General features: G+C 61.4%; 24 protein-coding genes. 17 read left to right on the top strand and 7 right to left on the bottom strand.

From position 1 onward, the window contains the following. Positions 1 to 24 precede the first annotated feature (24 nt). The gene (rarD, locus tag QA644_RS04775; RefSeq protein ID WP_074067190.1) at positions 25 to 939 is read left to right on the top strand and encodes an EamA family transporter RarD; all 915 of its coding nucleotides are present in this window, start codon (positions 25 to 27) and stop codon (positions 937 to 939) included. Between the two features lie 9 nt (positions 940 to 948). On the opposite strand, the gene QA644_RS04770 is transcribed toward rarD, so the two are convergent. Next, positions 949 to 1,572, bottom strand: coding sequence for a TIGR00730 family Rossman fold protein (locus tag QA644_RS04770; RefSeq protein ID WP_063855986.1), 624 nt, complete (start codon positions 1,570 to 1,572; stop codon positions 949 to 951). A gap of 155 nt (positions 1,573 to 1,727) precedes the next feature. Here QA644_RS04770 and QA644_RS04765 point away from each other — a divergent pair, with 155 nt between their 5' ends. From QA644_RS04765 to QA644_RS04745, 5 genes are all read left to right on the top strand, one after another. Next, positions 1,728 to 3,737, top strand: coding sequence for a LysM peptidoglycan-binding domain-containing protein (locus tag QA644_RS04765; RefSeq protein WP_283071303.1), 2,010 nt, complete (start codon positions 1,728 to 1,730; stop codon positions 3,735 to 3,737). 213 nt (positions 3,738 to 3,950) lie between these two features. After that, complete coding sequence (locus QA644_RS04760; RefSeq protein WP_283071301.1) at positions 3,951 to 5,828, top strand: ABC transporter ATP-binding protein/permease; 1,878 nt, start codon at positions 3,951 to 3,953, stop codon at positions 5,826 to 5,828. Between the two features lie 140 nt (positions 5,829 to 5,968). After that, the gene (locus tag QA644_RS04755) at positions 5,969 to 6,667 is read left to right on the top strand and encodes a phosphatidylserine decarboxylase (RefSeq protein WP_239594786.1); all 699 of its coding nucleotides are present in this window, start codon (positions 5,969 to 5,971) and stop codon (positions 6,665 to 6,667) included. Between the two features lie 17 nt (positions 6,668 to 6,684). Next, entirely contained in the window at positions 6,685 to 7,530 is an 846-nt protein-coding gene (gene pssA, locus QA644_RS04750; RefSeq protein WP_074067183.1) for a CDP-diacylglycerol--serine O-phosphatidyltransferase, read from the top strand. 166 nt (positions 7,531 to 7,696) lie between these two features. Further along, a complete protein-coding gene (locus QA644_RS04745) occupies positions 7,697 to 7,840 on the top strand; it encodes a hypothetical protein (RefSeq protein WP_022714660.1) in 144 nt (47 codons plus the stop codon). Positions 7,841 to 8,091: 251 nt separating this feature from the next. On the opposite strand, the gene QA644_RS04740 is transcribed toward QA644_RS04745, so the two are convergent. Both QA644_RS04740 and QA644_RS04735 read right to left on the bottom strand, forming a co-directional pair. Then, the gene (locus QA644_RS04740; protein WP_283071300.1) at positions 8,092 to 8,853 is read right to left on the bottom strand and encodes an SOS response-associated peptidase; all 762 of its coding nucleotides are present in this window, start codon (positions 8,851 to 8,853) and stop codon (positions 8,092 to 8,094) included. 44 nt (positions 8,854 to 8,897) lie between these two features. Further along, a complete protein-coding gene (locus tag QA644_RS04735) occupies positions 8,898 to 9,218 on the bottom strand; it encodes a YnfA family protein (RefSeq protein WP_283072452.1) in 321 nt (106 codons plus the stop codon). Positions 9,219 to 9,301: 83 nt separating this feature from the next. On the opposite strand from QA644_RS04735, the gene QA644_RS04730 reads away from it, so the two are divergent. The 9 genes from QA644_RS04730 to QA644_RS04690 all read left to right on the top strand — a co-directional run bounded on the left by QA644_RS04730 (position 9,302) and on the right by QA644_RS04690 (position 14,954). Beyond that, positions 9,302 to 9,718, top strand: coding sequence for an NUDIX domain-containing protein (locus QA644_RS04730; protein ID WP_283071299.1), 417 nt, complete (start codon positions 9,302 to 9,304; stop codon positions 9,716 to 9,718). 60 nt (positions 9,719 to 9,778) lie between these two features. After that, positions 9,779 to 10,210, top strand: coding sequence for a TIGR02301 family protein (locus QA644_RS04725; protein ID WP_239594799.1), 432 nt, complete (start codon positions 9,779 to 9,781; stop codon positions 10,208 to 10,210). 100 nt (positions 10,211 to 10,310) lie between these two features. Then, positions 10,311 to 10,568, top strand: a complete 258-nt coding sequence (locus QA644_RS04720) for a hypothetical protein (protein ID WP_027507415.1) — start codon at positions 10,311 to 10,313, stop codon at positions 10,566 to 10,568. Positions 10,569 to 10,579: 11 nt separating this feature from the next. Continuing rightward, positions 10,580 to 11,329 carry a hypothetical protein gene (locus QA644_RS04715; RefSeq protein WP_283071296.1) on the top strand — a complete coding sequence of 250 codons (750 nt, stop codon included), beginning with the start codon at positions 10,580 to 10,582 and terminating at the stop codon, positions 11,327 to 11,329. A 55-nt stretch (positions 11,330 to 11,384) separates the two neighbouring features. Next, on the top strand, positions 11,385 to 12,248 hold the full coding sequence (locus QA644_RS04710; RefSeq protein WP_283072451.1) for a folate-binding protein YgfZ: 864 nt from the start codon (positions 11,385 to 11,387) through the stop codon (positions 12,246 to 12,248). Positions 12,249 to 12,274: 26 nt separating this feature from the next. Continuing rightward, positions 12,275 to 12,850 (top strand): HD family hydrolase, encoded by a 576-nt coding sequence (locus QA644_RS04705; protein WP_074070213.1) that lies wholly within the window; start codon positions 12,275 to 12,277, stop codon positions 12,848 to 12,850. Next, positions 12,847 to 13,377, top strand: coding sequence for a tyrosine phosphatase family protein (locus tag QA644_RS04700; RefSeq protein WP_239594805.1), 531 nt, complete (start codon positions 12,847 to 12,849; stop codon positions 13,375 to 13,377). The genes QA644_RS04705 and QA644_RS04700 overlap by 4 nt, the downstream gene beginning before the upstream one ends. A gap of 32 nt (positions 13,378 to 13,409) precedes the next feature. Continuing rightward, complete coding sequence (locus QA644_RS04695) at positions 13,410 to 14,312, top strand: mechanosensitive ion channel domain-containing protein (protein ID WP_283072450.1); 903 nt, start codon at positions 13,410 to 13,412, stop codon at positions 14,310 to 14,312. Between the two features lie 66 nt (positions 14,313 to 14,378). After that, positions 14,379 to 14,954, top strand: coding sequence for a hypothetical protein (locus QA644_RS04690; protein ID WP_239594806.1), 576 nt, complete (start codon positions 14,379 to 14,381; stop codon positions 14,952 to 14,954). Between the two features lie 21 nt (positions 14,955 to 14,975). Here the strand turns inward: QA644_RS04690 and QA644_RS04685 are convergent, their stop codons facing one another. From QA644_RS04685 to QA644_RS04670, 4 genes are all read right to left on the bottom strand, one after another. Next, positions 14,976 to 15,491: a superoxide dismutase family protein gene (locus tag QA644_RS04685; protein ID WP_283071294.1), complete on the bottom strand. Its 516-nt coding sequence runs from the start codon at positions 15,489 to 15,491 to the stop codon at positions 14,976 to 14,978. A gap of 165 nt (positions 15,492 to 15,656) precedes the next feature. Beyond that, the gene (locus tag QA644_RS04680; protein WP_283069807.1) at positions 15,657 to 16,649 is read right to left on the bottom strand and encodes a reverse transcriptase domain-containing protein; all 993 of its coding nucleotides are present in this window, start codon (positions 16,647 to 16,649) and stop codon (positions 15,657 to 15,659) included. Continuing rightward, on the bottom strand, positions 16,634 to 17,017 hold the full coding sequence (locus QA644_RS04675) for a hypothetical protein (RefSeq protein ID WP_283069810.1): 384 nt from the start codon (positions 17,015 to 17,017) through the stop codon (positions 16,634 to 16,636). The genes QA644_RS04680 and QA644_RS04675 overlap by 16 nt, the downstream gene beginning before the upstream one ends. 440 nt (positions 17,018 to 17,457) lie before the next feature. Beyond that, on the bottom strand, positions 17,458 to 17,787 hold the full coding sequence (locus QA644_RS04670) for a hypothetical protein (RefSeq protein WP_283071292.1): 330 nt from the start codon (positions 17,785 to 17,787) through the stop codon (positions 17,458 to 17,460). Positions 17,788 to 18,223: 436 nt separating this feature from the next. Between QA644_RS04670 and QA644_RS04665 the strand changes: the two genes are divergently transcribed. Beyond that, a complete protein-coding gene (locus QA644_RS04665) occupies positions 18,224 to 20,017 on the top strand; it encodes an EAL domain-containing protein (protein ID WP_239594810.1) in 1,794 nt (597 codons plus the stop codon). Between the two features lie 72 nt (positions 20,018 to 20,089). Next, positions 20,090 to 20,734: an HD domain-containing protein gene (locus QA644_RS04660; protein WP_239594812.1), complete on the top strand. Its 645-nt coding sequence runs from the start codon at positions 20,090 to 20,092 to the stop codon at positions 20,732 to 20,734. Positions 20,735 to 20,737 lie beyond the last annotated feature (3 nt).

The raw sequence follows: 20,737 nt of genomic DNA, 5'->3' as shown, positions 1-20,737 counted from the left end.
GAAGAACAAAGCTGGAAACACCTGATGTCTGCCGAAGCGAGCCCTCCTGCCATCAAAAACGAAGATAGCGCGCGCGGCTTCGCCTTTGCGCTGACCGCTTATCTTCTTTGGGGATTCCTGCCGATCTACATGAAGGCGCTGGCGCATATTTCTCCGGCCGAGGTGATTGCGCATCGCGTTCTCTGGTCTCTTCCGATTGCCGGCCTCGTGCTGGTCGCGCTCGGACGTACGCAGGAAATCCGCGACGCGCTGCGCTCGCCGCGCATGCTCGCAATGGCTGCGCTGACGGCGGCACTCATCACCGTCAACTGGGGTACCTATGTCTGGGCGATCGGCGCCGGACATTCGCTCGATGCCGCCATGGGCTATTTCATCAACCCGCTGATCAGCATCTTCATGGGCTCGGTGCTGCTCAAGGAGAAGCTGCGCCCGGCTCAGATCGTCGCAATTGGCCTGGCGGCCATTGCCGTTGTCGTTCTCGCCGTCGACGGCGGTGGGCTTCCGTGGGTAGCGCTGACCCTCGCCTTCAGCTGGGCCTTCTATGCCTTCTTCCGCAAGACATTGCCGCTCGGCCCCAACCAGGGCTTCCTGCTCGAGGTCCTGATTCTCAGCGTTCCGGCCGTCCTCTACATCGTCTATCTGGAGTTCTTCAGTGGCGAAGGCCACTTCGTTCAGACCGGCTTCAGCGATACAGCACTGCTCTTCGGCTGCGGTATCGTCACTGCCGCACCGCTGATGATCTACGCCAACGGCGCAAAGCTTCTGAAGCTCTCGACGATCGGCATCATGCAGTACATCGCGCCGACGATGATCTTCCTGATCGCGATCTTCGTCTTCCACGAACCGCTGGATACAGCGCGCATGATCGCCTTCCCGCTCATCTGGGCAGGCCTCGTGCTCTACACGTGGTCGATGCTGAACGCAACGCGCGGGCGCTGAGCGCCCGCCTCACATCTTCGAAATCACGGCATCCTCGCCCTCACGGTCGGCAGCGAGTTCCGCTGCCTGCGCCATGATGGCTGGAATGATGCCGGAGACGTCGTCGATGACGAGCGGCTGCACCCGATGGGCGGTGTGCACGAAACCCTCATCCGTCATGTGCTTCATCAGTTCCATCATCGGGTCCCAGAAGCCCTTGATGTTGGCGAAGACCATCGGTTTTTCGTGACGGGCAAGCTGCGCCCAGGTCATGATCTCGACGATTTCCTCCAGCGTGCCGATCCCGCCCGGCAGCGCCACGAAGGCGTCGGAACGCTCGAACATCAGGTGTTTGCGCGCATGCATGTCCGGCGTTACAATGAGCTCGTTGAGCTGGCCGAGGGAATGGCGCGTCGCCTCCATGTCGATCAGGAATTCGGGGATGATGCCGGTCACCTGCCCCCCATTGGAAAGCACGCCGCTCGCAACAGCACCCATGATGCCTTTGGTGCCGCCGCCATAGACGAGCCGCAGGCCGTATTCGGCGATTTCTTTGCCGAGCGCGCGCCCGGCGGCCATGTATGCCGTATCCCGTCCGGGCCTCGACCCGCAGTAGACACAGATGGACTGAATTGAATGAGATTGATCGCTCATATGGGAAAACAACTATTCCATGCCTGCGCAGTCAAGAAAAATGACAGAAAAGCTGCGCGTTGAGCCTGCGTCATTGCTTTGAATGCTTGTGAAAAGCAACCGGAATCGCTAGCAATTTTTAGTACTACGGCACATTTGCCGTCTGGGGAGAGTGAATGATGAGAAATCGTGCCGGCTTGCTGGCTTTTGCAGTGCTTGCAGTTGCGATCCTTCTGATGGTCTTCGTGGTCATGCCCCGGATCGGCGAAGACGCGTCGAAAATCGGCGATGCCATCAATCAAGCAGGCTCCGAGGTCAAGAACACGGTTGAAGAAGCCGGCAAGAGCGCGCAGAACGCGGCTGCCGACGCGGCGGCTACGACCGAGAAGCTCGGCCGTCTTTCGGCCGATGCAGGTCAGTCTCTCACGCAACTTAAGGCGCACTTTGCAGACGGCAAGGGTCCGACGAGCGAAGCATTCGATGCCGCCAAGACGAAGGCGGCGGGCTCGCTGAAGGCGCTCGCCGACTTCGCAATCCCCGAAGGCACCGATCCGGCGACCGCGGCCGCCGCTACGAAAGCCAAGGACGGCGCGGCAAAGGCGCTGGCAATCGTCCGGGCCCTGCCGGAAAACATCGCCGACGCGCTTGCCGCCATTACCAAGGCCGAGGCGGAGCTGTCCGGCGCGATGGGAAGCCAGCCTGCGTCGACCCCACCGGCGACCGATGCAAATATCGGATCGAAGCTCCCGGCTTTCGACGTTCTGCGTGTAGAGCCGGACGGGTCCACCGTCATCGCCGGTTCGGCCACGCCCAACAGCAAGCTCGAAGTCATGGACGGAGACAAGGTAGTCACTACGACGAATGTCGGCCCGACCGGCGATTTTGCCGCCGTCCTCGACAACCCGCTGCCGCCCGGCGACCACCAGCTCGTGCTCAAGACGACCGGCAAGGACGGCAAGAGCCTGACTTCCGAAGAAGTCGCAACCGTTTCCGTGCCGAAGGACGGCAGCGGCTCCGAGCTGCTCGCCATGGTTTCCAAGCCAGGCGCAGCGAGCCGCATCATCACGGCACCGACGGCCGGCACGCCGGCTGCTCAGCCCGCAGCAGACGAACAGGCTTCCGCTCAGCCGGGCCTGCCAGCCGGCTCGCCCGAGATCGCCAATACCGCACCGGCAGTTCCGGGTGCACCGCAGGCAGGCGCAAGCGATGCAGCCTCGGCACCGGCCGAGGTGATGGTCAACGCAGTTGAAATCGAAGGCAAGAAGATCTTCGTCGCTGGCACCGCCAAGCCGAACGCCAACGTGATCGCTTATGCGGACGACGCCCTGATCGGCAAGGCGACAGCAGGCGCCGACGGCCATTTCGTCATCGACGGCGTGATGGATCTTTCGGTCGGCGACCACAAGATCCGCGTCGATGTCGTCGACGGCACCGGCAAGGTGCTCATTCGCGCCTCCGTCAACTTCACCCGCCCGGCAGGCGACCAGGTCACCGTAGCGGCGCAGCCCGGCAACCCGCCCGCAAACGACGCTGGTGCCGCGATGGTTCCCCTCGATGAAGGTGAACTCAGCAAGCTGAGAGCCGATGCGGGTAAGGCGTTTGGGCTGCTGAAGGGCCTTTTCGCCGACGGCAAGCTTCCTGGCGCCGAGCAGCTTGCGGCAGCGCGTTCGGCAACCGAATTCGCGCTTCGCTCGATCGCCGAATTCCGTCCGGCAGCAGAGGCAACACCTGCCTTCAAGCAGACGGCAGGCGCAGCCTCGCAGTCGGCCTCAAGCGCGCTCGCCATGCTCCAGGCACTGCCGAAGGATACAAAGTCCGTAGGCGACGCTCTCGGCAATCTTGGGACGACGATCGATGGTCTTACAGCCACGCCCGCGCCAAAGGTAGCCGGCACACCGGCTTCAAACGAAGCAGCGGCCGACCCGAGCCAGCCGAAGACGATCGAGCAGGCGCCACTAACGGCGAACAACACCGCCGTCATCATCCGCCGCGGCGACACGCTGTGGCAGATTTCGCGCCGCTTCTACGGCCTCGGCGTCCGCTACACGACGATCTACATGGCGAACGAAACCCAGATCACCAATCCGGACCGCATCCTGCCCGGACAGATTTTCGGCCTGCCGAAGGAAGCCCTGCCGAACGCCGAAGAGCTTCATCGCAAGCGCCTTTCCGGCGAGCACTTCTGAGCCGAACCAGGTGATGGAAAGGCCGGGCCGATATAGCGCCCGGCCTTTGTCTTTCCCCGGCTTTTCACATGTTGCATTCGCACGTCGCGCACCCTATGTGGCGGAGACGGCGATCCTGTCTGCGGAGGCTCAATCGGGCATCTCCGCTTTTTGCACTTTTGCCGTATCGAAACGCCGCATCCGCGGCCGAGCCCGACCGGGCTGGAGATAGGCATGGCAAACGGCAAGACGGTTTCGGAATCCAACCTCCTGCGGACGCTCTTCAATCTTTGGCCCTACATGTGGCCTTCCGGACGGACGGACCTGAAGATGCGCGTCGTCTGGGCAACGGTCTTCCTGCTCGTCTCCAAGTTTGTGCTGCTGCTCGTTCCCTATTTCTTCAAATGGTCGACCGATGCCCTGAACGGCCGCGTGGATCTCGCCGGAACCCTACCGCCGCTCCTCGTCGGCGCGACCGTACTGGTCATCGCCTATAACCTCACCCGCCTGATCCAGCTTGGCCTCAATCAACTGCGCGACGCACTCTTTGCAAGCGTCGGCCAATATGCGGTGCGCCAGCTCGCCTACCGGACTTTCGTGCATATCCACGAACTCTCGCTGCGTTTCCATCTGGAGCGCAAGACCGGCGGCTTGTCGCGGATCATCGAGCGCGGCACGAAGGGCATCGAGACGATCGTGCGCTTCACGATCCTGAACTCGGTTCCGACCGTCATCGAATTCCTGCTGACCGCCGTGATCTTCTGGTGGGTCTACGGTTTTTCCTATCTCGCAGTGACCGCCTTCACCGTCTGGGCCTATATCTGGTTCACGATCCGCGCGTCGGACTGGCGCATCGCCATCCGCCGGACGATGAACGACAGCGATACCGACGCCAACACCAAGGCGATCGATTCCCTCCTCAACTTCGAGACCGTCAAATACTTCGGCAACGAGGAGATGGAGGCCAGACGCTTCGACAGGTCGATGGAACGCTACGAGAAGGCAGCGACCGATGTCTGGACCTCGCTCGGCTGGCTGAACTTCGGCCAGGGCGTCATCTTCGGCCTCGGCACGACAGTCATGCTTTTGCTTTCAGCCTTTGCCGTCCAGCGCGGCGAGCAGACCATCGGCGACTTCGTCTTCGTCAATTCCATGCTGCTGCAGCTTTCCGTGCCGCTGAACTTCATCGGCTTCGTCTATCGCGAAATCCGCCAGGGACTTACGGATATAGAGCAGATGTTCGACCTGCTCGACGTGACGCCCGAGGTAACCGATGCGCCGGACGCCGCTCCGCTCAAGATCGGTCAGGGCGCGATCAGCTTCAAGGACGTGCATTTTTCCTACGATCCGGTGCGGCCGATCCTTAGGGGAATTTCCTTCGAAGTCCCGGCCGGCAAGACCGTCGCGGTCGTCGGCCCGTCCGGCGCCGGCAAATCGACGCTTTCGCGCCTGCTCTACCGTTTCTACGACATCCAGAGCGGCGCGATCACAGTCGACGGCCAGGATATCCGCCATGTCACGCAAAAGAGCCTTCGCTCGGCGATCGGCATGGTTCCGCAAGATACCGTGCTCTTCAATGACACAGTCGCCTACAATATCCGCTATGGCCGCCCGTCGGCCGGCGATGCCGAGGTGAAGACGGCTGCGGAAATTGCCCAGATCGCGCATTTCATCGAGTTGCTGCCGGAGGGCTTCGAAACCAAGGTCGGCGAGCGCGGATTGAAGCTTTCGGGCGGGGAGAAACAGCGCGTCGCCATCGCCCGCACGATCCTGAAGGCGCCGCCGATCCTGATCCTCGACGAGGCGACCTCGGCGCTCGACACGACGACGGAGCGGGAAATCCAGGCGGCCCTCGACGTCGTTTCGAAGAACCGCACGACACTTGTCATCGCCCACCGCCTGTCGACCGTCATCGGCGCGGATGAGATTATCGTCTTGAAAAGCGGCGAGATCGCCGAGCGTGGAACGCATGCGGCGCTGCTCGAGAAAAATGGCCTCTATGCCTCGATGTGGAACCGCCAGCGCGAAGCAACGCAGGCGGAGGAACATCTGAAGCAAGTGCGCGAAAGCGACGACCTGGGCATAGTTGCCCGTCTCGCGCCGGCAAGCTGAGCGTTCGAACCAAAGGGCCGCTCTGTCGTTTTGCTGTTTAGAACCATGCCATAAGGTCGGGCGGAAGCGCCACGGCATTGCTCCCGCAGGACTTTTTCTATAACCAGCGGGAACGAAAAAGCGCGAGGAGACCAGCGTCGATGAGCTTGCTCAATACCGTTCGAAACACCATCGTTCCGGTGCACAAGGAAGGCTATGTATTCGTCGCCGCGTTCTTCGTAGCTTCGCTGATCCTTGGCTGGATATTCGAGCCGCTCTTTTGGGTCGGCCTCGTCCTGACCCTCTGGTGCGCTTACTTCTTCCGCGATCCCGAGCGCATGACACCGCAGGATGATGACCTGGTGATCTCGCCGGCCGACGGCAAGGTCTCTTCGATCCAGATGGTAACGCCGCCCGCCGAGCTGAACCTAGGCAACGCGCCGATGCTGCGCATCTCCGTCTTCATGAACGTCTTCAACTGCCATGTAAACCGCGCGCCGATGCGCGGCCGCGTCGTGAGCATCAACTACCGGTCTGGCAGCTTCGTGAATGCCGAGCTCGACAAGGCCAGCGAAGACAACGAGCGCAACGGGCTGGTGATCGAGACCGTCCACGGCCAGATCGGCGTCGTGCAGATCGCCGGCCTCGTCGCCCGCCGTATTCTGTGCTGGGCCAATAACAACGAGCCGCTGGATGCCGGCGAGCGTTTCGGCATTATCCGTTTCGGCTCCAGGCTCGACGTCTTCCTGCCGGCCGGCGCGGCAGCACGTGTTTCGCTCGGCCAGACGGCGATTGCCGGCGAAACGGTACTTGCTGAATTCGGCTCCGCCAAGGGACCCGTCATCAGCCGCCGCAGCTAGAACGAATGGAGCGTGCTATGGAGACGCCTTTTCCGCCCTTCGAACCGAACGGCCCGAACGATGCGGCGCGCGGTCCGCGGCTCCGCGAAATTCCGCTACGCCTCGTCGTTCCCAATCTCATCACGATTCTGGCGATCTGCGCGGGCCTCACCGGCATCCGCCTCGCTTTCGAGAGCCGCTACGAGCTGGCGGTGATAATGGTGCTGCTGGCCGCCTTTCTCGACGGTATCGACGGGCGCATCGCCCGCCTGATGAAAGCAACCTCCAAGTTCGGCGCGCAGATGGATTCGCTCGCCGACATCGTCAATTTCGGTGTCGCGCCCGCTCTCGTCGTCTATGTCTTCGCGCTGGACAGCGCGCGCTCCATCGGCTGGATCGCCGCGCTGATCTATGCGATCGCCGCAGGCCTCCGCCTCGCCCGCTTCAACGTCATGGCGGAACGGGAAAACCGCGCGCCCTGGCAATCCGAATATTTCGTCGGCGTGCCTGCGCCCGCCGGTGCCATGCTGGTGCTGCTGCCCGTCTATCTCGGCTTCCTCGGCCTCACCGAAGACCGCACCTTCGCCTATATCTCTTCGGCCTATACGGTTCTGATCGCTTTCCTGCTCATCAGCCGCCTGCCCGTCTGGTCCGGCAAGTCCGAAGGCAGCCGCTTGCGGCGCGATCTGGTGCTGCCGCTGATGCTCGGCGTCGTGCTCTATGTCGCTCTCCTGATGAGCTTTACCTGGGAGGTCATGGTGTTCACCGTCATCGTCTACCTGCTGTCGCTGCCCTTCGGAGCACGTAAGTGGCGATTGAAGTACGGCACGCTCACGATCGAAGAACCGGGCGACGGCGACGACGATATCGGCCGCCACATCTGATTTCGTACTCTCCCGTAAGCCCCGACGAACGCGAAGCTTCGCATCAAGCCTCGCGCAATGTGCATGGAGTACACAATTCCTGATAAACCATGCCTCTATTTTGTCGTTTTTGGCGACAAGAGAGCAGAACAATAAAAAGTCTAGGGAAGCGTGTAAGGAGAGTATCGTGACCTCGAAGAAAACAGACCAGGCGGAACAAGCGGCAAAGCCGGATCTGAGCACACATTACCGCCCGCTCGGCCTCAAGGCCGTTCTGGCCGCCGCGCTGATGCTGAAGAGCAAGCCGGCCCTCGTCAAGAAGATCGCCTAAGCCGGACGGAAGAAGCGAACGAGTAGGCTGATCGCCAGCAAGCTCATGACGATACGATGATGACATCGAGAACCCGCCACGCGGCGGGTTTTGTGCCGGCTGCAGTAACGCGCGCCATATCCCAAGCCAAAAAATCAGAGGAACGACGCGACGGCGGCCCCCATAGGCGATCCTGTCCGAACCCCAAACCCGAAAGGGCAGCCTCGATCAAGAACTTTGGGTTTCAGGAAAATGCTGAATGATATGGGGTTTTAAAAGAAGCTGAGCTGTCCGTCGCCAGCTTTCTTGCCGGGCGGTTTCGGCGGCGTCTTGACCACCAAGGGCGTCTGCAGGTCGGCTCCCATGTTGGCGACCTTGTTGACCTTGTCTGCGACGGGGATCGCTTCGAAGAAATCCTCGTCCGTCGGCTGCATCAGACCGGCAACGTCGCGCGGTTCCTGCGTCTTGCAGTCGAGCCAGCGGGCGAAATCCTCCGGCTTGATGACGACCGGCATGCGGTCATGGATCGTTGCGATGGAAGCGTTGGCGGCCGTGGTCAGGATCGCGCCTGTATCGACTTCCGAGCCGTCGGCCGACGACCAGGTCTCCATCAGGCCGGCGAACGCAACCACGCCGCCGCGGCGGGGCCTGATCCAATAAGCCTGGGGTTTCTCGCCGCTTTCTTTCGAGGGACGATGCCATTCGTAGAAGCCGGAAGCCGGGACGAGCACACGGCGATGGCGCATCGCGGCGCGGAAGGATGCCTTGCCGATTGCGGTTTCGGCCCGCGCATTGATGAGCAGCGGAAATTCCTTCGGATCCTTGACCCAGGACGGCGTGAAACCCCAGCGCACCAGCACGGCGCGGCGATCTGGAAGATTGCTGCCGCGCTCCTGCGCTTCGCCGGAAACGACGACGAGGATCGGCTGCGTCGGCGCGATATTGTAGCGCGCGGGAAAGTCCCCGAGCTCCAGCAGCCCAAGTATCTCCTTCAACTCCTCCGGGGTCAGCGTCAAGGCATAGCGTCCGCACATGAATTTGTCTTTGCACCCTGTTTCGCAACCGTCAAGGCGCAACCCTAGCTGCGCGGCCCGAAGAGAATGATCGCCGTTCCGGCAAGGCAGACGGCCGCCCCGCCGATATCCCAACGGTCCGGAACACGGTTTTCCGCAAGCCACAGCCAGACAAGCGATGCGACGATGTAAATGCCGCCATAGGCCGCGAAGGTGCGCCCGGCCGCCTCGCTCGGCACCAGCGTCAGAAGCCAGGCGAAGAGGGCAAGCGAGACCATGCCCGGCGCGAGCCAGCCAATCGGCCTGCCCAGCCTCAACCAGGCCCAGAAGGCAAAGCAGCCCGCGATTTCGAAGAGTGCTGCAAAAGCGTAGATGATATAGGTCAGGGTGCCCCTTCCCTTCGAATCGGCGATTGAATATTCAAAACGAGAATACGCAAATCCCCGGCTGAGTGTAGAGACGGCAGGTCATGACTTCAAAACCAAGAGCAGCGTCTTCAGCGATCCTCGAGCGCGACGGCCGCTTTCTCCTCGTGCTCCGCCGCAACCCGCCGTCTGCGGATATGTACGCCTTTCCCGGCGGCCGGGCGGAGGATGGCGAGACGCCTGATCAAACGGCGCTGCGCGAATTTGAGGAGGAGACCGGCATCCGCGCCTATAGTCCGCAGCTCTTTGCGTCCTACGACCTGACGGCCCATGCCGCCGACAGCAGCGTCAGCAGCCACTTTCTCCTTTCGGTCTTCACCGTGGAGGCTGACGGGGACGCGGTGGCGGTGGCGTCGGACGACGCAGCGGCTCTCGGCTGGTACACCGTCGAGGAAATCCGCCGCTTGCCGGTGCCGCAGTCGGTGCTTGAATGTGCCGAACGGCTCTCCGTGCAACAATAACGGCGTGGATAGTCATCAGCCTGCCTTGTTCCGGTCACGGCGCAGGTATCTTCTATCAATATGATTCCCGTTCGACGCGTTTTTCTGCCTCTCCTTGTCTGCGCCGGTTCGGCAATAGCGGCTGCGGCATGGGCGCAGGACAAGGCTCCGCCGGCGGTTCCCGAAGCCGTGCCGGCAGCGCCCGTGGTCGTGCCTTATGACGACAAGCTCTCGCGGCTGGCGGAGGTGATCGGCTCGGTCCACTACCTGCGCACGCTCTGCAAGGCGCCGGGCGGCAGCGAATGGCGAAGCGACATGCAAAAGCTGCTGGATTCGGAAACGAAAGACGAACCGCAGCGGAAGGAAAGGCTGACGGCGGCGTTCAACCGCGGCTACCGCGCTTTTGCTTCGGTCTACAACGATTGCACTCCATCAGCCATCGTGGCAGAAGAGCGCTACCGTAACGAAGGTGCAACACTCGCCACAGAAATTACCTCGCGCTTTGGAAATTAGGGATAAATTAACCTGTTTTCACTCGCGCGCGTGTCGTTTTGGGAAAAGGCTGATAGAGTTGTTAACCAGGCAGTAAGGCATGCAATTTGAGGAAGAGATGATGGAACCAAGCCTCAATGACATCGACGACATGATCGTCCACGAAAAGATGCAGGCGGCTCTGGAGTACCACAACGAAGCCTGGGCCGACGGTATGGCTGACGGTATCGAGCCAGAGATTATTGCCGACACGGCAATCGTTCAAGCGCTGCGCGAAACGATCCGCCGCCATGGCGAAAAGGGTGCAGAGGCGCTGCTTGATTCGTTGCGCGAACGTATGCTGGGTGGCGAATTTTCTCCGAACCGCACCCTGCAATAATAGAGAGTCCCATGCGTACCGGTAAGGACACCGAACCGCGGCTTTCGATCGCGCCGCTCCTGCTCGCTGTTTGTCTCAGCGCCGGCATTCTGGCGGCTCCTTCGGCAAATGCTCTTTCTGAACTCCAGAAGATTCCGGGCCAAGCCGATCCGCAGGCGGCCGATCAGAAAAATTCCGGACAGTCCCAGACACCGCCTTCAACGTCTCCGGGCGTGCCGATGCCGGATCCCCTCGTCAGCAAGGACAGCAGCCAAGGCAGCGACACGACGCCCGGCGCGAGTGACGATTCGAAGCCTGTCGAAGTAATCTACGACATCAGCAAGGTGCCGGAGCCGGTGCGCCGCATGCGCGAGCAGATCGTAGAAGCCGCAGCATCCGGCGACCTGGAGCGCCTGCGGCCGCTCTTCGGCAGCGGTGCCGAACAGACGCAAGTGTCAGTGGGCGAACCGACGGACGACCCGATCGGCACGCTGAAAGACCTATCGGGCGACCCGGACGGCGACGAGATCCTTGCAATCATGCTCGACGTGGTCTCGACCGGTTTTGTGCATGTCGGCGCAGGCACGCCGAACGAGATGTATGTCTGGCCTTATTTCGCCGAGAAGGATTTGAAGGCTCTGACCCCGCCGGAACGCGTGGAACTGTTGCGCATCGTCACTGCGGGCGACCTTTCCGACATGCAGGAATTCGGCGGCTACACTTTCTACCGTCTCGGCATTACGCCCGCCGGCAAATGGAAGTTCTTCACGGCCGGCGACTGAGCTTGGCCTTTCAATCCCGCTTGCAGCCAGCGCACGGAAGACTTACTTCTGAGCGATAACGAACGCGACAGGTTCCGCCATGCCAGCCGTCTTTCTGAAGGATCGCGCGCTTATCCGCGTCAGCGGGGCCGACGCCGAAGCCTTTCTGCACAATCTCATTACGACCGACATCGTCTCGCTTTCCGCAAGCGAAGCCCGGCCGGGCGCGCTGCTGACGCCGCAGGGCAAGATCCTGTTCGACTTCATGATCTGGCGCGACGGTGCCGATTTCATCATCGAGACGGACGCCGGCCAGCGGGATGCGCTCTTGAAGCGGCTGGCCATGTACAAACTGCACGCCGCTGTGACACTTGAACAGGTCGAAGAGCAAGGCGTTACCGTGTCCTGGGACGAAGTGGCCGCGGAAGGCGTGGCCGACAGCCGCTTTGCGAAGGCCGGGGAGGTGCTTCTGCGCTGCCGCGGCAATCATGGCACGGCGGATGCCATGCTTTATGATGCCCTGCGCGCCGCGCACGGCGTTGCGATTTCCGGTGCGGATTTCGCCCTCCAGGACGCGTTTCCGCATGACGTGCTGCTGGATCTGAACGGTGGTCTTTCCTTCAGAAAGGGATGCTATGTCGGTCAGGAGGTGGTTTCCCGCATGCAGCATCGCGGCACCGCGCGCCGGCGTGTCGTATCAGTCAGCGCCGATGCCGATCTGCCCGCCACAGGGACCGAGATCACCGCTGCCGGAAAGCCGGTCGGCGCTTTGGGCACCGTCGTCGGCAAAAATGGGCTTGCGATCGTCCGCATCGATCGCGTCGGCGAAGCCATCGCAAGCGGTATTTCGCTGCTGGCGGGAGAGACGACCGTTTCGCTAAGACTGCCGCCCTGGTCCGGCCTCACCTTCCCTGCGAGCGCCGACGAGGCGAGCGCGTGAGCAAGGAGCCACGCGCATGGCAGCGCATGCTGTCTGGCCGACGCCTGGATCTGCTCGACCCCTCGCCGCTCGATGTCGAGCTCAGCGATATCGCCCACGGCCTGGCGCGTGTCGCGCGTTGGAACGGCCAGACCTGCGGGAACCATGCCTTCTCCGTCGCCCAGCACTGCCTCGTCGTCGAGGACATTTTCCGGCGGTTCAACCATGCGACGCCGGACGATTGCATGATGGCGCTGCTGCACGATGCCCCGGAATATGTGATCGGCGACATGATCTCGCCGTTCAAGTCAGTCGTCGGCGGCGGCTATAAGGCCGTGGAGAAGCGTCTCGAGGCGGCGGTTCACCTGCGCTTCGGCCTGCCGCCGCACCCGTCACGGGAACTCAAGGATAAGATCAAGAAGGCCGATACGATCGCGGCCTATTTCGAGGCGACCTGCCTGGCCGGTTTCACGCCTGTCGAAGCCCGGAAATTCTTCGGCCAGCCGCGCGGCATCAGCAAGGACATGCTGTTGATCGAGCCGCTTCCGGCGCTGGAGGCTCAGCGGCTCTTCTGCGAGCGCTTCGAGGCGATCGAGACGATGCGGAGGAGTGCGAAACCATGACGAGGATCGTCGTCTCGCCGCTTTTCCGGATCGCCGAAATGGCGGTGCGCCACGGGGCGCGGGAAATGATCAGCCTGATGGCAAAGGAACAGGCCTTCCACCGGCCCGGCGTGATTACCGCCGACCGCCACCTGCTCCTATACATGAACGACATCGCCTTCAAGGGAACAGGAAATCTCGTCGCACCTGAGGAGGCGCATGTGCGCCAGCTGATCGATTTTGCCGCCGCCTGGGATCAGCGCTCGCCTCTGCTGATCCATTGCTGGATGGGAGTTTCCCGCTCCCCCGCCGCCGCCCTGATCGCCGCGCTTTCGCTTGCGCCGGACCAGGACGAGATGGCGCTGGCAAAGCGCCTGCGCAGCGCCTCGCCCTATGCGACGCCCAATGCCCGAATCGTCGAAATCGGCGATGTGCTGCTCCAAAGAAAGGGCCGTCTGGTGGATGCAGTCCGCGCCATCGGACGCGGTGCTGATGCCGATGGCAATGCGCCTTTCGTGTTCTCGGTGACGACAGAATTTGACGGTTGACGCTTCTGCCGCCTGCCCCATCTAGCCTTGGCATGGAGCAGGCAACGGACGTCATCGCGGCAACCCGCACCGCGCTCAACGAGGCAAGCGCGCTTGCCGTGCAATACTCGTTCTCGATCCTCGGAGCGATTATCCTTCTGATCGCCGGCTGGGTCATGGCGAGCTTCGTGAGCCGTTGGGCCTATGAAGGCATGTCGCGGGTGCGTGGCATCGACGAAACGCTGGCGCGTTTCTTCACGAATGTCTTGCGCTATGCTCTGCTGATCCTCGTTTTTGTCACGGTTCTTGCCCAATTCGGCGTTCAGACGGCGTCGATCATCGCTGCTCTTGGCGCTGCGGGCCTGGCGATCGGCCTGGCGCTGCAGGGAACGCTGCAGAATATCGCGGCGGGTATCATGCTGCTCATCCTGCGCCCCTTCCGGGTCGGGGAATATATCGAGACGAGCAGCGTCTCGGGCACCATTCGCGAGATCGGCCTCTTCGCCACGGAGTTCAAGACATTTGACGGGCTCTATCGGCTCGCTCCGAATTCGATCCTCTGGAACACGCCGATCACCAACTACAGCCGGGAACCAACGCGCCAGAACGAGTTGAAGATAAGCCTCGCCTATGAAGACGATGCCGATGCCGCCATGGAGCGATTGCTCGGCTTTGCCAAGGCCGACCCGCGCATCCTGAAAACGCCAGCCCCTGCCGTCTTCATCGACAGCATGAGCGGCGCAACGATCGGTCTCACGCTGCGCTATTGGGCCAAGACCGGGGACTGGTGGGGTGTGAGCCGCGACATGATCAAGCGTGCCAAGCTCGCCATCGATCAGGCAGGGCATCTCATTCCCCTATACGGCGCCGAAGCGCAGTCCGGGCCGACGGCGGTCGCCGATGCCCAAATGATAGCCGGAGAGCCTGCGATGCCAGAACGAAAAAGCCGCCGGTAGGCAACCGGCACTCCGGCACGGAACGTTTTGACTCTCCATCGGTTAACCTCCCAAGGAGATGGACCGATGCCGCTGCCGAACTACCGCGATACGTTTCTGCAGTGCCTGCAGACCCTGAAGGACCTTATGGGGCCGTCGGAGGAATATGTCCGGTTTCGCTGGCAGGCGATCTATCTGACGCGCGGGCGCTTCTCCTATTTCTTCCGAGGCGCGCTCGACGGTCAGGTCAGCGGCTTTTCTGGTCAACAGATCGATCTGACGAACGGCGAAATCACCATCATTCCCGCCCGCTCCACTGCTCTTTACGGGGCGACCTTCGGGCTTAACGAGGCGATCACGGCCTATAATGGTCCGGCGAAGTCGGTCATCGACGTCGCGCATGCCTTCAACGAGGCAAGCGGGATGAGCTACCATCCGGAATTCTTCTATGTCCGGATGGACCTGCTTCACAGCGCCAATGACAGCCGGATGGGCTTTACACTCGATCCGCGCCTCAGGGAAAATACCAATCTCATCTTTGTCGGCGTTGAAGATCAGGTGACGGCGGATTTGCTGGAGGAAAGCGATATCGCCCGCTGGGTCGCGCAGGAAAAGCCGATGGCTTCGACGGACTGGTACGCCGAACGCTTCTACTACAGTTGAGAAGACGGCGCGCCCCACCCATCATTCGATAACGCCGCAAGCGAGCCTTGCGCCTGCATCGCCCGCCGGCTGACTGCGATAGTCATCCGAATTTGCGTGGATCATCAGCGCACGGCCGCGAACGCCGTCCTCCTTGCCGTCAAGCGTCACCATGGTGTTGAAGACCTGGGCGCGCAGCACGCCGTGTTGGTCGACAAATTGATTCGGCATATCGCCGGCATGCGGACCCTTGGCTGTCAGGATGCCGTGCTCGGCCTCCGTCGGATTGAAATGCTTGCCTGCCGATTCATGATGGGTGGCCGGGTCGCATTTGCCGACTTCGTGGACATGGAACCCCACCCATCGGTTTGACGGAAGGCCGGAGACCTCGAGTTCGATTAGTACGCCGCCGCTGGCCGCAGCCGTCAGCGTCGCACGGCCGTTCTCCTTGCCGTCCTCGCCGACAAAATTTGCAACCGCTGTCTGCTTATCCTGCGCAAATGCCATCGAAGCCGTTGCGGCAACTGCGAATGCCGCGATTGTGACTATCCTTGCCATGCGGATTCCTTCCATTTTTGAGAGCTTATTGTTCCCAACGCCTCATAGAGGAAGGTGTTCCTGCTGCAGATCAGGCAATCGGCATAGGGGGCGATCGTATGTGATCGCACCCCTGCCACACCACCCGGCATGCGGGTCCGCACCGGGCGGTTCGAGGGATTGAGGTCAAGCGAGTCTGGGCATTCCGAGCTGGTCGGCCCATTTGATCGTGAGGATGGAGTTGAGGAGCTTGGCGCTGTTGCGCCACCAGCGACGGGAGTTTCCCGCCACCTGCAGCGCCACATCGGCTTTTGCTCCCCTCGCCATCAGTTCCCGGAAGATCGTCCTGCTTATCTTCCATTGCTTGAGCTGGATGGCTCTCAGGCGGTGACGCATCCACTTGTCCAGCTTTCGCCAGACCCCAGGTGTTTGCGCCAGCCTGAAGTAGGCTTTCCATCCGCGCACGAAGACGCCCAGCTGTTCGACCACGGCCTGCAAGGACCGTCCCGTCACGCGGGACGTCAGCTCGCGGATGCGATCCTTGAACGCCTTGATTGCCCTGTCGGCGACACCTCGTTTGACCACACCCCCCGGCGCCACCCAGAAGGTGTAGCCGAGGAACTTGCGGCCGAAGACGCTGGCAACGGCGCTTTTGGTCTCGTTCACCGTCAGGTGAAGTCGGCCATAGAGGCGCCGCAGCAGAGCCATCACCCGTTCACCCGCCCGCTGCGACCGCACATAGACATTGCAGTCGTCGGCATAGCGGCAGAACGCATGGCCCCGCCGTTCAAGTTCCTTGTCCACCTCATCCAGCAGCAGGTTGGCCAGAAGCGGCGACAGCGGCCCGCCTTGCGGCGTGCCCCTGATCCGCTTGACGGTCGCATCCCCATCGACAATGTCGGCGTTCAGGTACGCCCGGACCAGGCGGATAATGCCGGGATCGGGGATTTTCCTGCGCAGACGGTCGATCAGGATGTCGTGGTCAACCCGGTCGAAGAACTTCTCCAGGTCCACGTCCACCACGACCCGCCGCCCGGACTGCACGAACGATTGCGCCGCCAGGACGGCATCGTGCGCACTCTTTCCCGGGCGGAAGCCGTAGCTGTGCTGGCTGAAGGTCGGATCAAGGATTGGCTGGAGGACTTGCAGGAGCGCCTGTTGGATCAGGCGGTCCAGCACCGTGGGGATGCCAAGCTCGCGCTCGCCGCCCCCGGCTTCGGGATCATCACGCGACGCACCGGCTGCGGCCGATACGTCCCTTCCTGTAGGCTGTCGCGGATGGCCGGCCAGCACTTGCGCAGCATCGCGGCCGTCTGGTCGATGTCCAGTCCGTCCGCGCCCGCCGCGCCTTTGTTGGCCCGCACCTGCTTCCAGGCCTGCAGAAGGTTCTCTCGCCTCAGGGCCGCGTCCAGCAGCCCCGCGCCTGTGTCGTTCCTGTGCCGCGGCGGGGGCTCGGCTTCGTCGAGATCGGAGCTCCGGCAGGCTTCACCCGCCTCCTTCTCCAATCGCCCGGACACTCCCGGCATCTGACGCAGGGCCTTGCTCATCCTCGGAGGAACTTCACTCTCTCTCGTTCGGCCCTTCGTTTGCACCAAGGCGCTCCCTACTACGGCCTCTGCTGACTTCTCGCTCCGGCTCGACACCGTCGCCCTTTCAGGCGCAAAGCGAGATCTCCCCAGGTAAGAACGCACTCCTTCACTGCACGACCGCCGGATTTACGCTGCCTCCCCTCGGTCACAAGGGCTTCGCGGTTTGTTGCCCGCTCGCCCTGGTCGGCACCGCCTCATATCCGGTTCTTGTCCATCGGCCCGCAGTTTCGATCCACGCTTCCTCCCCACGGTCGGTCACCCTTCCGCAGTTGCGCTTCTCTTCGCTCGCTATGACCAGCTTACGGTGGGACTTGCACCCACAAGAATGTGCCCATGCTGGGCGCACAACAAAAAGCCGGCCATTCGAGGCCGGCTTCATCGATTGCTGCAGGTCAAGCTCAGGGCGCGATGTCGAGGTCGTACTGGCCGTATGTATTGCGGTAGAGTTCGGAGGCGTGATCGCTCTCGCCTGCCGCATCCTGAGAATTCGACGCCACGCTCCCGGCGCCGCTATCGCCAAGTTCGATCATCAAGGCGAGAACATTGTCGCCAGCTGTGGAGCGCGGCTGGCGTCCTGCATGGTCTTCACTGAACCGCTTGAAAATGCCGGGCTTTTCATCAGCTGCACGCTCCCCGCGGCTCAATACGCCATCACCATTCGCGTCCAGCCGCGAAAGGGTCGCCAAATAGGCATAAGACGTTTCTGAAACAGATGAAACATGAGTCATACAAACCTCCGTTCACCGCCTTTTTTCCGGTGATGTCTGTACGCAATACGATGGGGGAAAATCAAAACTGACTCGGTGGATAAACTGATTTGCGAGTCGGGTCAATAAGTTGTTAACTTCTCATTAATCAAGGTTGACAATGCTTTTACACGAAGCTTGCCGCCTTGCATCCTGAGCGTGCACGTGGCATGGTTGAAATATACGATTTCTCATATACTTCGTAGGCAACCGATTGTTAATTCGGCCCACAGATAATGATTGCAACGGGTTGCCGCAGCAGAACCGGTCGTTTCCGGTATTGTTTAAATCGAATATTTTAAAGATTTTCAGAAAGGCCTTTGCATGCCCGGTGCGAAGCGCGGCGTTTCCTGCTCGGATTTGAGCTATGGGGATCAGCGGTAATTCGCAGCGGCCTGCATGCAGGATAATTGCCCTCATGGATGCTGATACGCTCTTTTGGCAGCAATGCACCCAAGCCGTAAACAACGACGGTTCAGTCGATGCGAAGCGCCTCATGGCGCTGGTCATCGAGACCTATCGAAACCATGGCCGCAACCATGCCCTTTTCGCCCTCGTGCTCGATAACCTGCCGCTCGGTCTCAGCGTCTTCGATTCGGCACAGCGCCTGATCCTCTGCAACGACCGGTTCCGCCAGCTCTTCGGTTTCTCCGCCGATCAGGCAGTCCCTGGAGTTTCTGTGCGGGCTCTCAGCACCAGGATCCCCGGAAAAGAGAGGAAGATGGTTCGATCCGCTTACCGCTCCAAAGAGGCGTCTGCAATGCCGCCCGGCCAAGGTAAAATCCGCCGGCGCGAATGGCTGATGGACGACGGCCGCATTATCTTCAGTGTTGTGACCGTCTTACCGGATGGCAGCAATATCGCGATCCATTCAGACATCACCGAAGAGCGGAAGGCCGCCGAGCGGATCGCCCACCTCGCGCATCACGATCCGCTGACCGGCCTGCCGAACCGCATCCGTTTTCGCGAGCAGGTCGATGCCGCCCTTTCCGAGCGCGCGCCAAACGAGCAGATCGCGCTCGTGCACCTGAACCTCGACCGCTTCAAATCTATCAACGATACAATGGGCGTTTCGACCGGCGACGCCATCCTTCGCCAGGTTGCAGAACGCATCCGTGCATCGGCTAGCAGCGAGAATATGCTGGCCCGCCTCGGCTCCGATGAATTCGCGATTCTTCAACGTGGAAGGCAGCAGCCGTGGAATGTCACGGCGCTTGCCGACCAGATCCGCCGCGAGCTTTCAGAGCCCTTCTTTCGCGGCGACAAGCAGATCGAGCTCAGCGTCTCGATGGGAATTGCACTCGCGCCCGAAGATGGTGCCGAGACCGACGTATTGCTCCGCAACGCCGGTGTCGCGCTCTCGCAGGCCAAGGCGGACGGACGCAAGCACGAGCGCTTCTTCACGAGCGAGATGGCATCCCGCATCCAGGCCCGCCACGCGCTCGAAGCCGACCTTCGGCTGGCATTGCACAGCGACGAATTCGAACTGCACTACCAGCCGCTCTACGACCTGCGTCAGCAGCGCATTTGCGGTTTCGAAGCCCTTGTACGCTGGAACCATCCAACGCGCGGCCGCGTGCCGCCGATGGAGTTCATCCCACTTGCCGAAGAGGTCGGCCTCGTCGTCGATATCGGGCGCTGGGTCCTGAGAAAGGCGTGCCGCCAGGCCGCATGCTGGCCGGAAGACATCAAGATCGCCGTCAACGTCTCGGCGATCCAGTTCACCAGCAGCAATCTGCTGGCCGATGTCGATGAGGCGATTGCGCAGGCTGCGATATCCCCGGCGCGGCTGGAACTGGAGATCACCGAAAGCGTGCTGATGGAAAATCTCGACGATACGCTGCCGATCCTTCATGCCTTAAAGGAGCGCGGCATCCGGATTTCCATGGATGATTTCGGCACCGGTTATTCGTCGCTGAGCTACCTGAGCAGCTTTCCCTTCGACAAGATCAAGATCGACAAATCGTTCGTCTGCGGAATCGCCGAAAACAAGGAAGCCTATGCCATCATGCACGCAATCATCCTGCTCGGCGACGCGCTCGGCATGCGCGTCACCGTCGAGGGCGTCGAGACGGCCGAACAGAAGAGCCTGCTCGAAAGCGAGGAATGCGACGAGATTCAAGGCTACTACATCAGCCCGCCGGCACCTGCCGCTGACGTCGCGCGGCTGCTTTCAGCATCACGCTCCGGATCCATGGCGAAGGCGAGCTGAGAGCTTCATTGCGACTCGTGTCCGGAAGCTTTATGCGAAAGTCCGAGCACTCCTAAAAATCCGGTGACAGGCATGTTCGAAGCCAAGGCCTTTTCTCCTTTTGAAAGTCTCGCGGCCAAACTCACTCCCTACGCCACGGAGGGCGATGACGGGTCGCATGACCTTGCCCATATCCTGCGCGTCTTCCGCAATGCGATGCGGATACACGCAACAGAGGGCGGAAACGGTCGGATCCTAGCAGCCGCCGTTCTGCTCCATGACTGCGTTGCGGTCGAAAAGAGCTCACCGTTGCGCTCCAAAGCTTCGGCACTCGCCGCAGAGAAGGCATCCGGCATCCTGAAGAAACTGGGCTGGGCGGCACATGAGATCGCGGCCGTTGCGCATGCGATCACCACCCACAGCTTTTCTGCCAACATCACGCCGGAAACCCTGGAAGCGCGAATATTGCAAGACGCCGACCGCCTCGACGCAATCGGCATGGTGGGCGCGGCGCGCTGTTTCTATATCGGCGGCCGCATGGCGTCGGGCCTTTATGATCCATTCGATCCGGCTGCCGAACGTCGCCCTCTCGACGACCGGCGCTATGCCATTGACCATTTTCAGACAAAGCTGTTCAAACTTGCCGACGGATTTCAGACGGTGGCGGGTCGCGCCCTTGCCGCCGAACGCGACAAGCGTCTGCGCGACTTCCTCACGGCATTCATGGACGAGATTTAGGAG

Source organism: Rhizobium sp. CC1099, from assembly GCF_029714385.1.
GTDB lineage: Bacteria > Pseudomonadota > Alphaproteobacteria > Rhizobiales > Rhizobiaceae > Rhizobium.
Note: the sequence above shows the minus strand (reverse complement) of the source record. Positions and strands in the feature narration are given on the sequence as shown.

What these genes read in the sequence shown, in the direction of transcription:
- QA644_RS04730 (WP_283071299.1), top strand. Translation starts at nt 9,302, where the DNA reads ATGACTTCAAAACCAAGAGCAGCGTCTTCAGCGATCCTCGAGCGCGAC.
- QA644_RS04695 (WP_283072450.1), top strand. Translation starts at nt 13,410, where the DNA reads ATGGAGCAGGCAACGGACGTCATCGCGGCAACCCGCACCGCGCTCAAC.
- QA644_RS04700 (WP_239594805.1), top strand. Translation starts at nt 12,847, where the DNA reads ATGACGAGGATCGTCGTCTCGCCGCTTTTCCGGATCGCCGAAATGGCG.
- QA644_RS04690 (WP_239594806.1), top strand. Translation starts at nt 14,379, where the DNA reads ATGCCGCTGCCGAACTACCGCGATACGTTTCTGCAGTGCCTGCAGACC.
- QA644_RS04705 (WP_074070213.1), top strand. Translation starts at nt 12,275, where the DNA reads ATGCTGTCTGGCCGACGCCTGGATCTGCTCGACCCCTCGCCGCTCGAT.
- QA644_RS04755 (WP_239594786.1), top strand. Translation starts at nt 5,969, where the DNA reads ATGAGCTTGCTCAATACCGTTCGAAACACCATCGTTCCGGTGCACAAG.
- QA644_RS04725 (WP_239594799.1), top strand. Translation starts at nt 9,779, where the DNA reads ATGATTCCCGTTCGACGCGTTTTTCTGCCTCTCCTTGTCTGCGCCGGT.
- QA644_RS04720 (WP_027507415.1), top strand. Translation starts at nt 10,311, where the DNA reads ATGGAACCAAGCCTCAATGACATCGACGACATGATCGTCCACGAAAAG.
- QA644_RS04740 (WP_283071300.1), bottom strand. Translation starts at nt 8,853, where the DNA reads ATGTGCGGACGCTATGCCTTGACGCTGACCCCGGAGGAGTTGAAGGAG.
- pssA (WP_074067183.1), top strand. Translation starts at nt 6,685, where the DNA reads ATGGAGACGCCTTTTCCGCCCTTCGAACCGAACGGCCCGAACGATGCG.
- QA644_RS04675 (WP_283069810.1), bottom strand. Translation starts at nt 17,017, where the DNA reads ATGAGCAAGGCCCTGCGTCAGATGCCGGGAGTGTCCGGGCGATTGGAG.
- QA644_RS04665 (WP_239594810.1), top strand. Translation starts at nt 18,224, where the DNA reads ATGGATGCTGATACGCTCTTTTGGCAGCAATGCACCCAAGCCGTAAAC.
- QA644_RS04765 (WP_283071303.1), top strand. Translation starts at nt 1,728, where the DNA reads ATGATGAGAAATCGTGCCGGCTTGCTGGCTTTTGCAGTGCTTGCAGTT.
- QA644_RS04660 (WP_239594812.1), top strand. Translation starts at nt 20,090, where the DNA reads ATGTTCGAAGCCAAGGCCTTTTCTCCTTTTGAAAGTCTCGCGGCCAAA.
- rarD (WP_074067190.1), top strand. Translation starts at nt 25, where the DNA reads ATGTCTGCCGAAGCGAGCCCTCCTGCCATCAAAAACGAAGATAGCGCG.
- QA644_RS04715 (WP_283071296.1), top strand. Translation starts at nt 10,580, where the DNA reads ATGCGTACCGGTAAGGACACCGAACCGCGGCTTTCGATCGCGCCGCTC.
- QA644_RS04770 (WP_063855986.1), bottom strand. Translation starts at nt 1,572, where the DNA reads ATGAGCGATCAATCTCATTCAATTCAGTCCATCTGTGTCTACTGCGGG.
- QA644_RS04670 (WP_283071292.1), bottom strand. Translation starts at nt 17,787, where the DNA reads ATGACTCATGTTTCATCTGTTTCAGAAACGTCTTATGCCTATTTGGCG.
- QA644_RS04760 (WP_283071301.1), top strand. Translation starts at nt 3,951, where the DNA reads ATGGCAAACGGCAAGACGGTTTCGGAATCCAACCTCCTGCGGACGCTC.
- QA644_RS04685 (WP_283071294.1), bottom strand. Translation starts at nt 15,491, where the DNA reads ATGGCAAGGATAGTCACAATCGCGGCATTCGCAGTTGCCGCAACGGCT.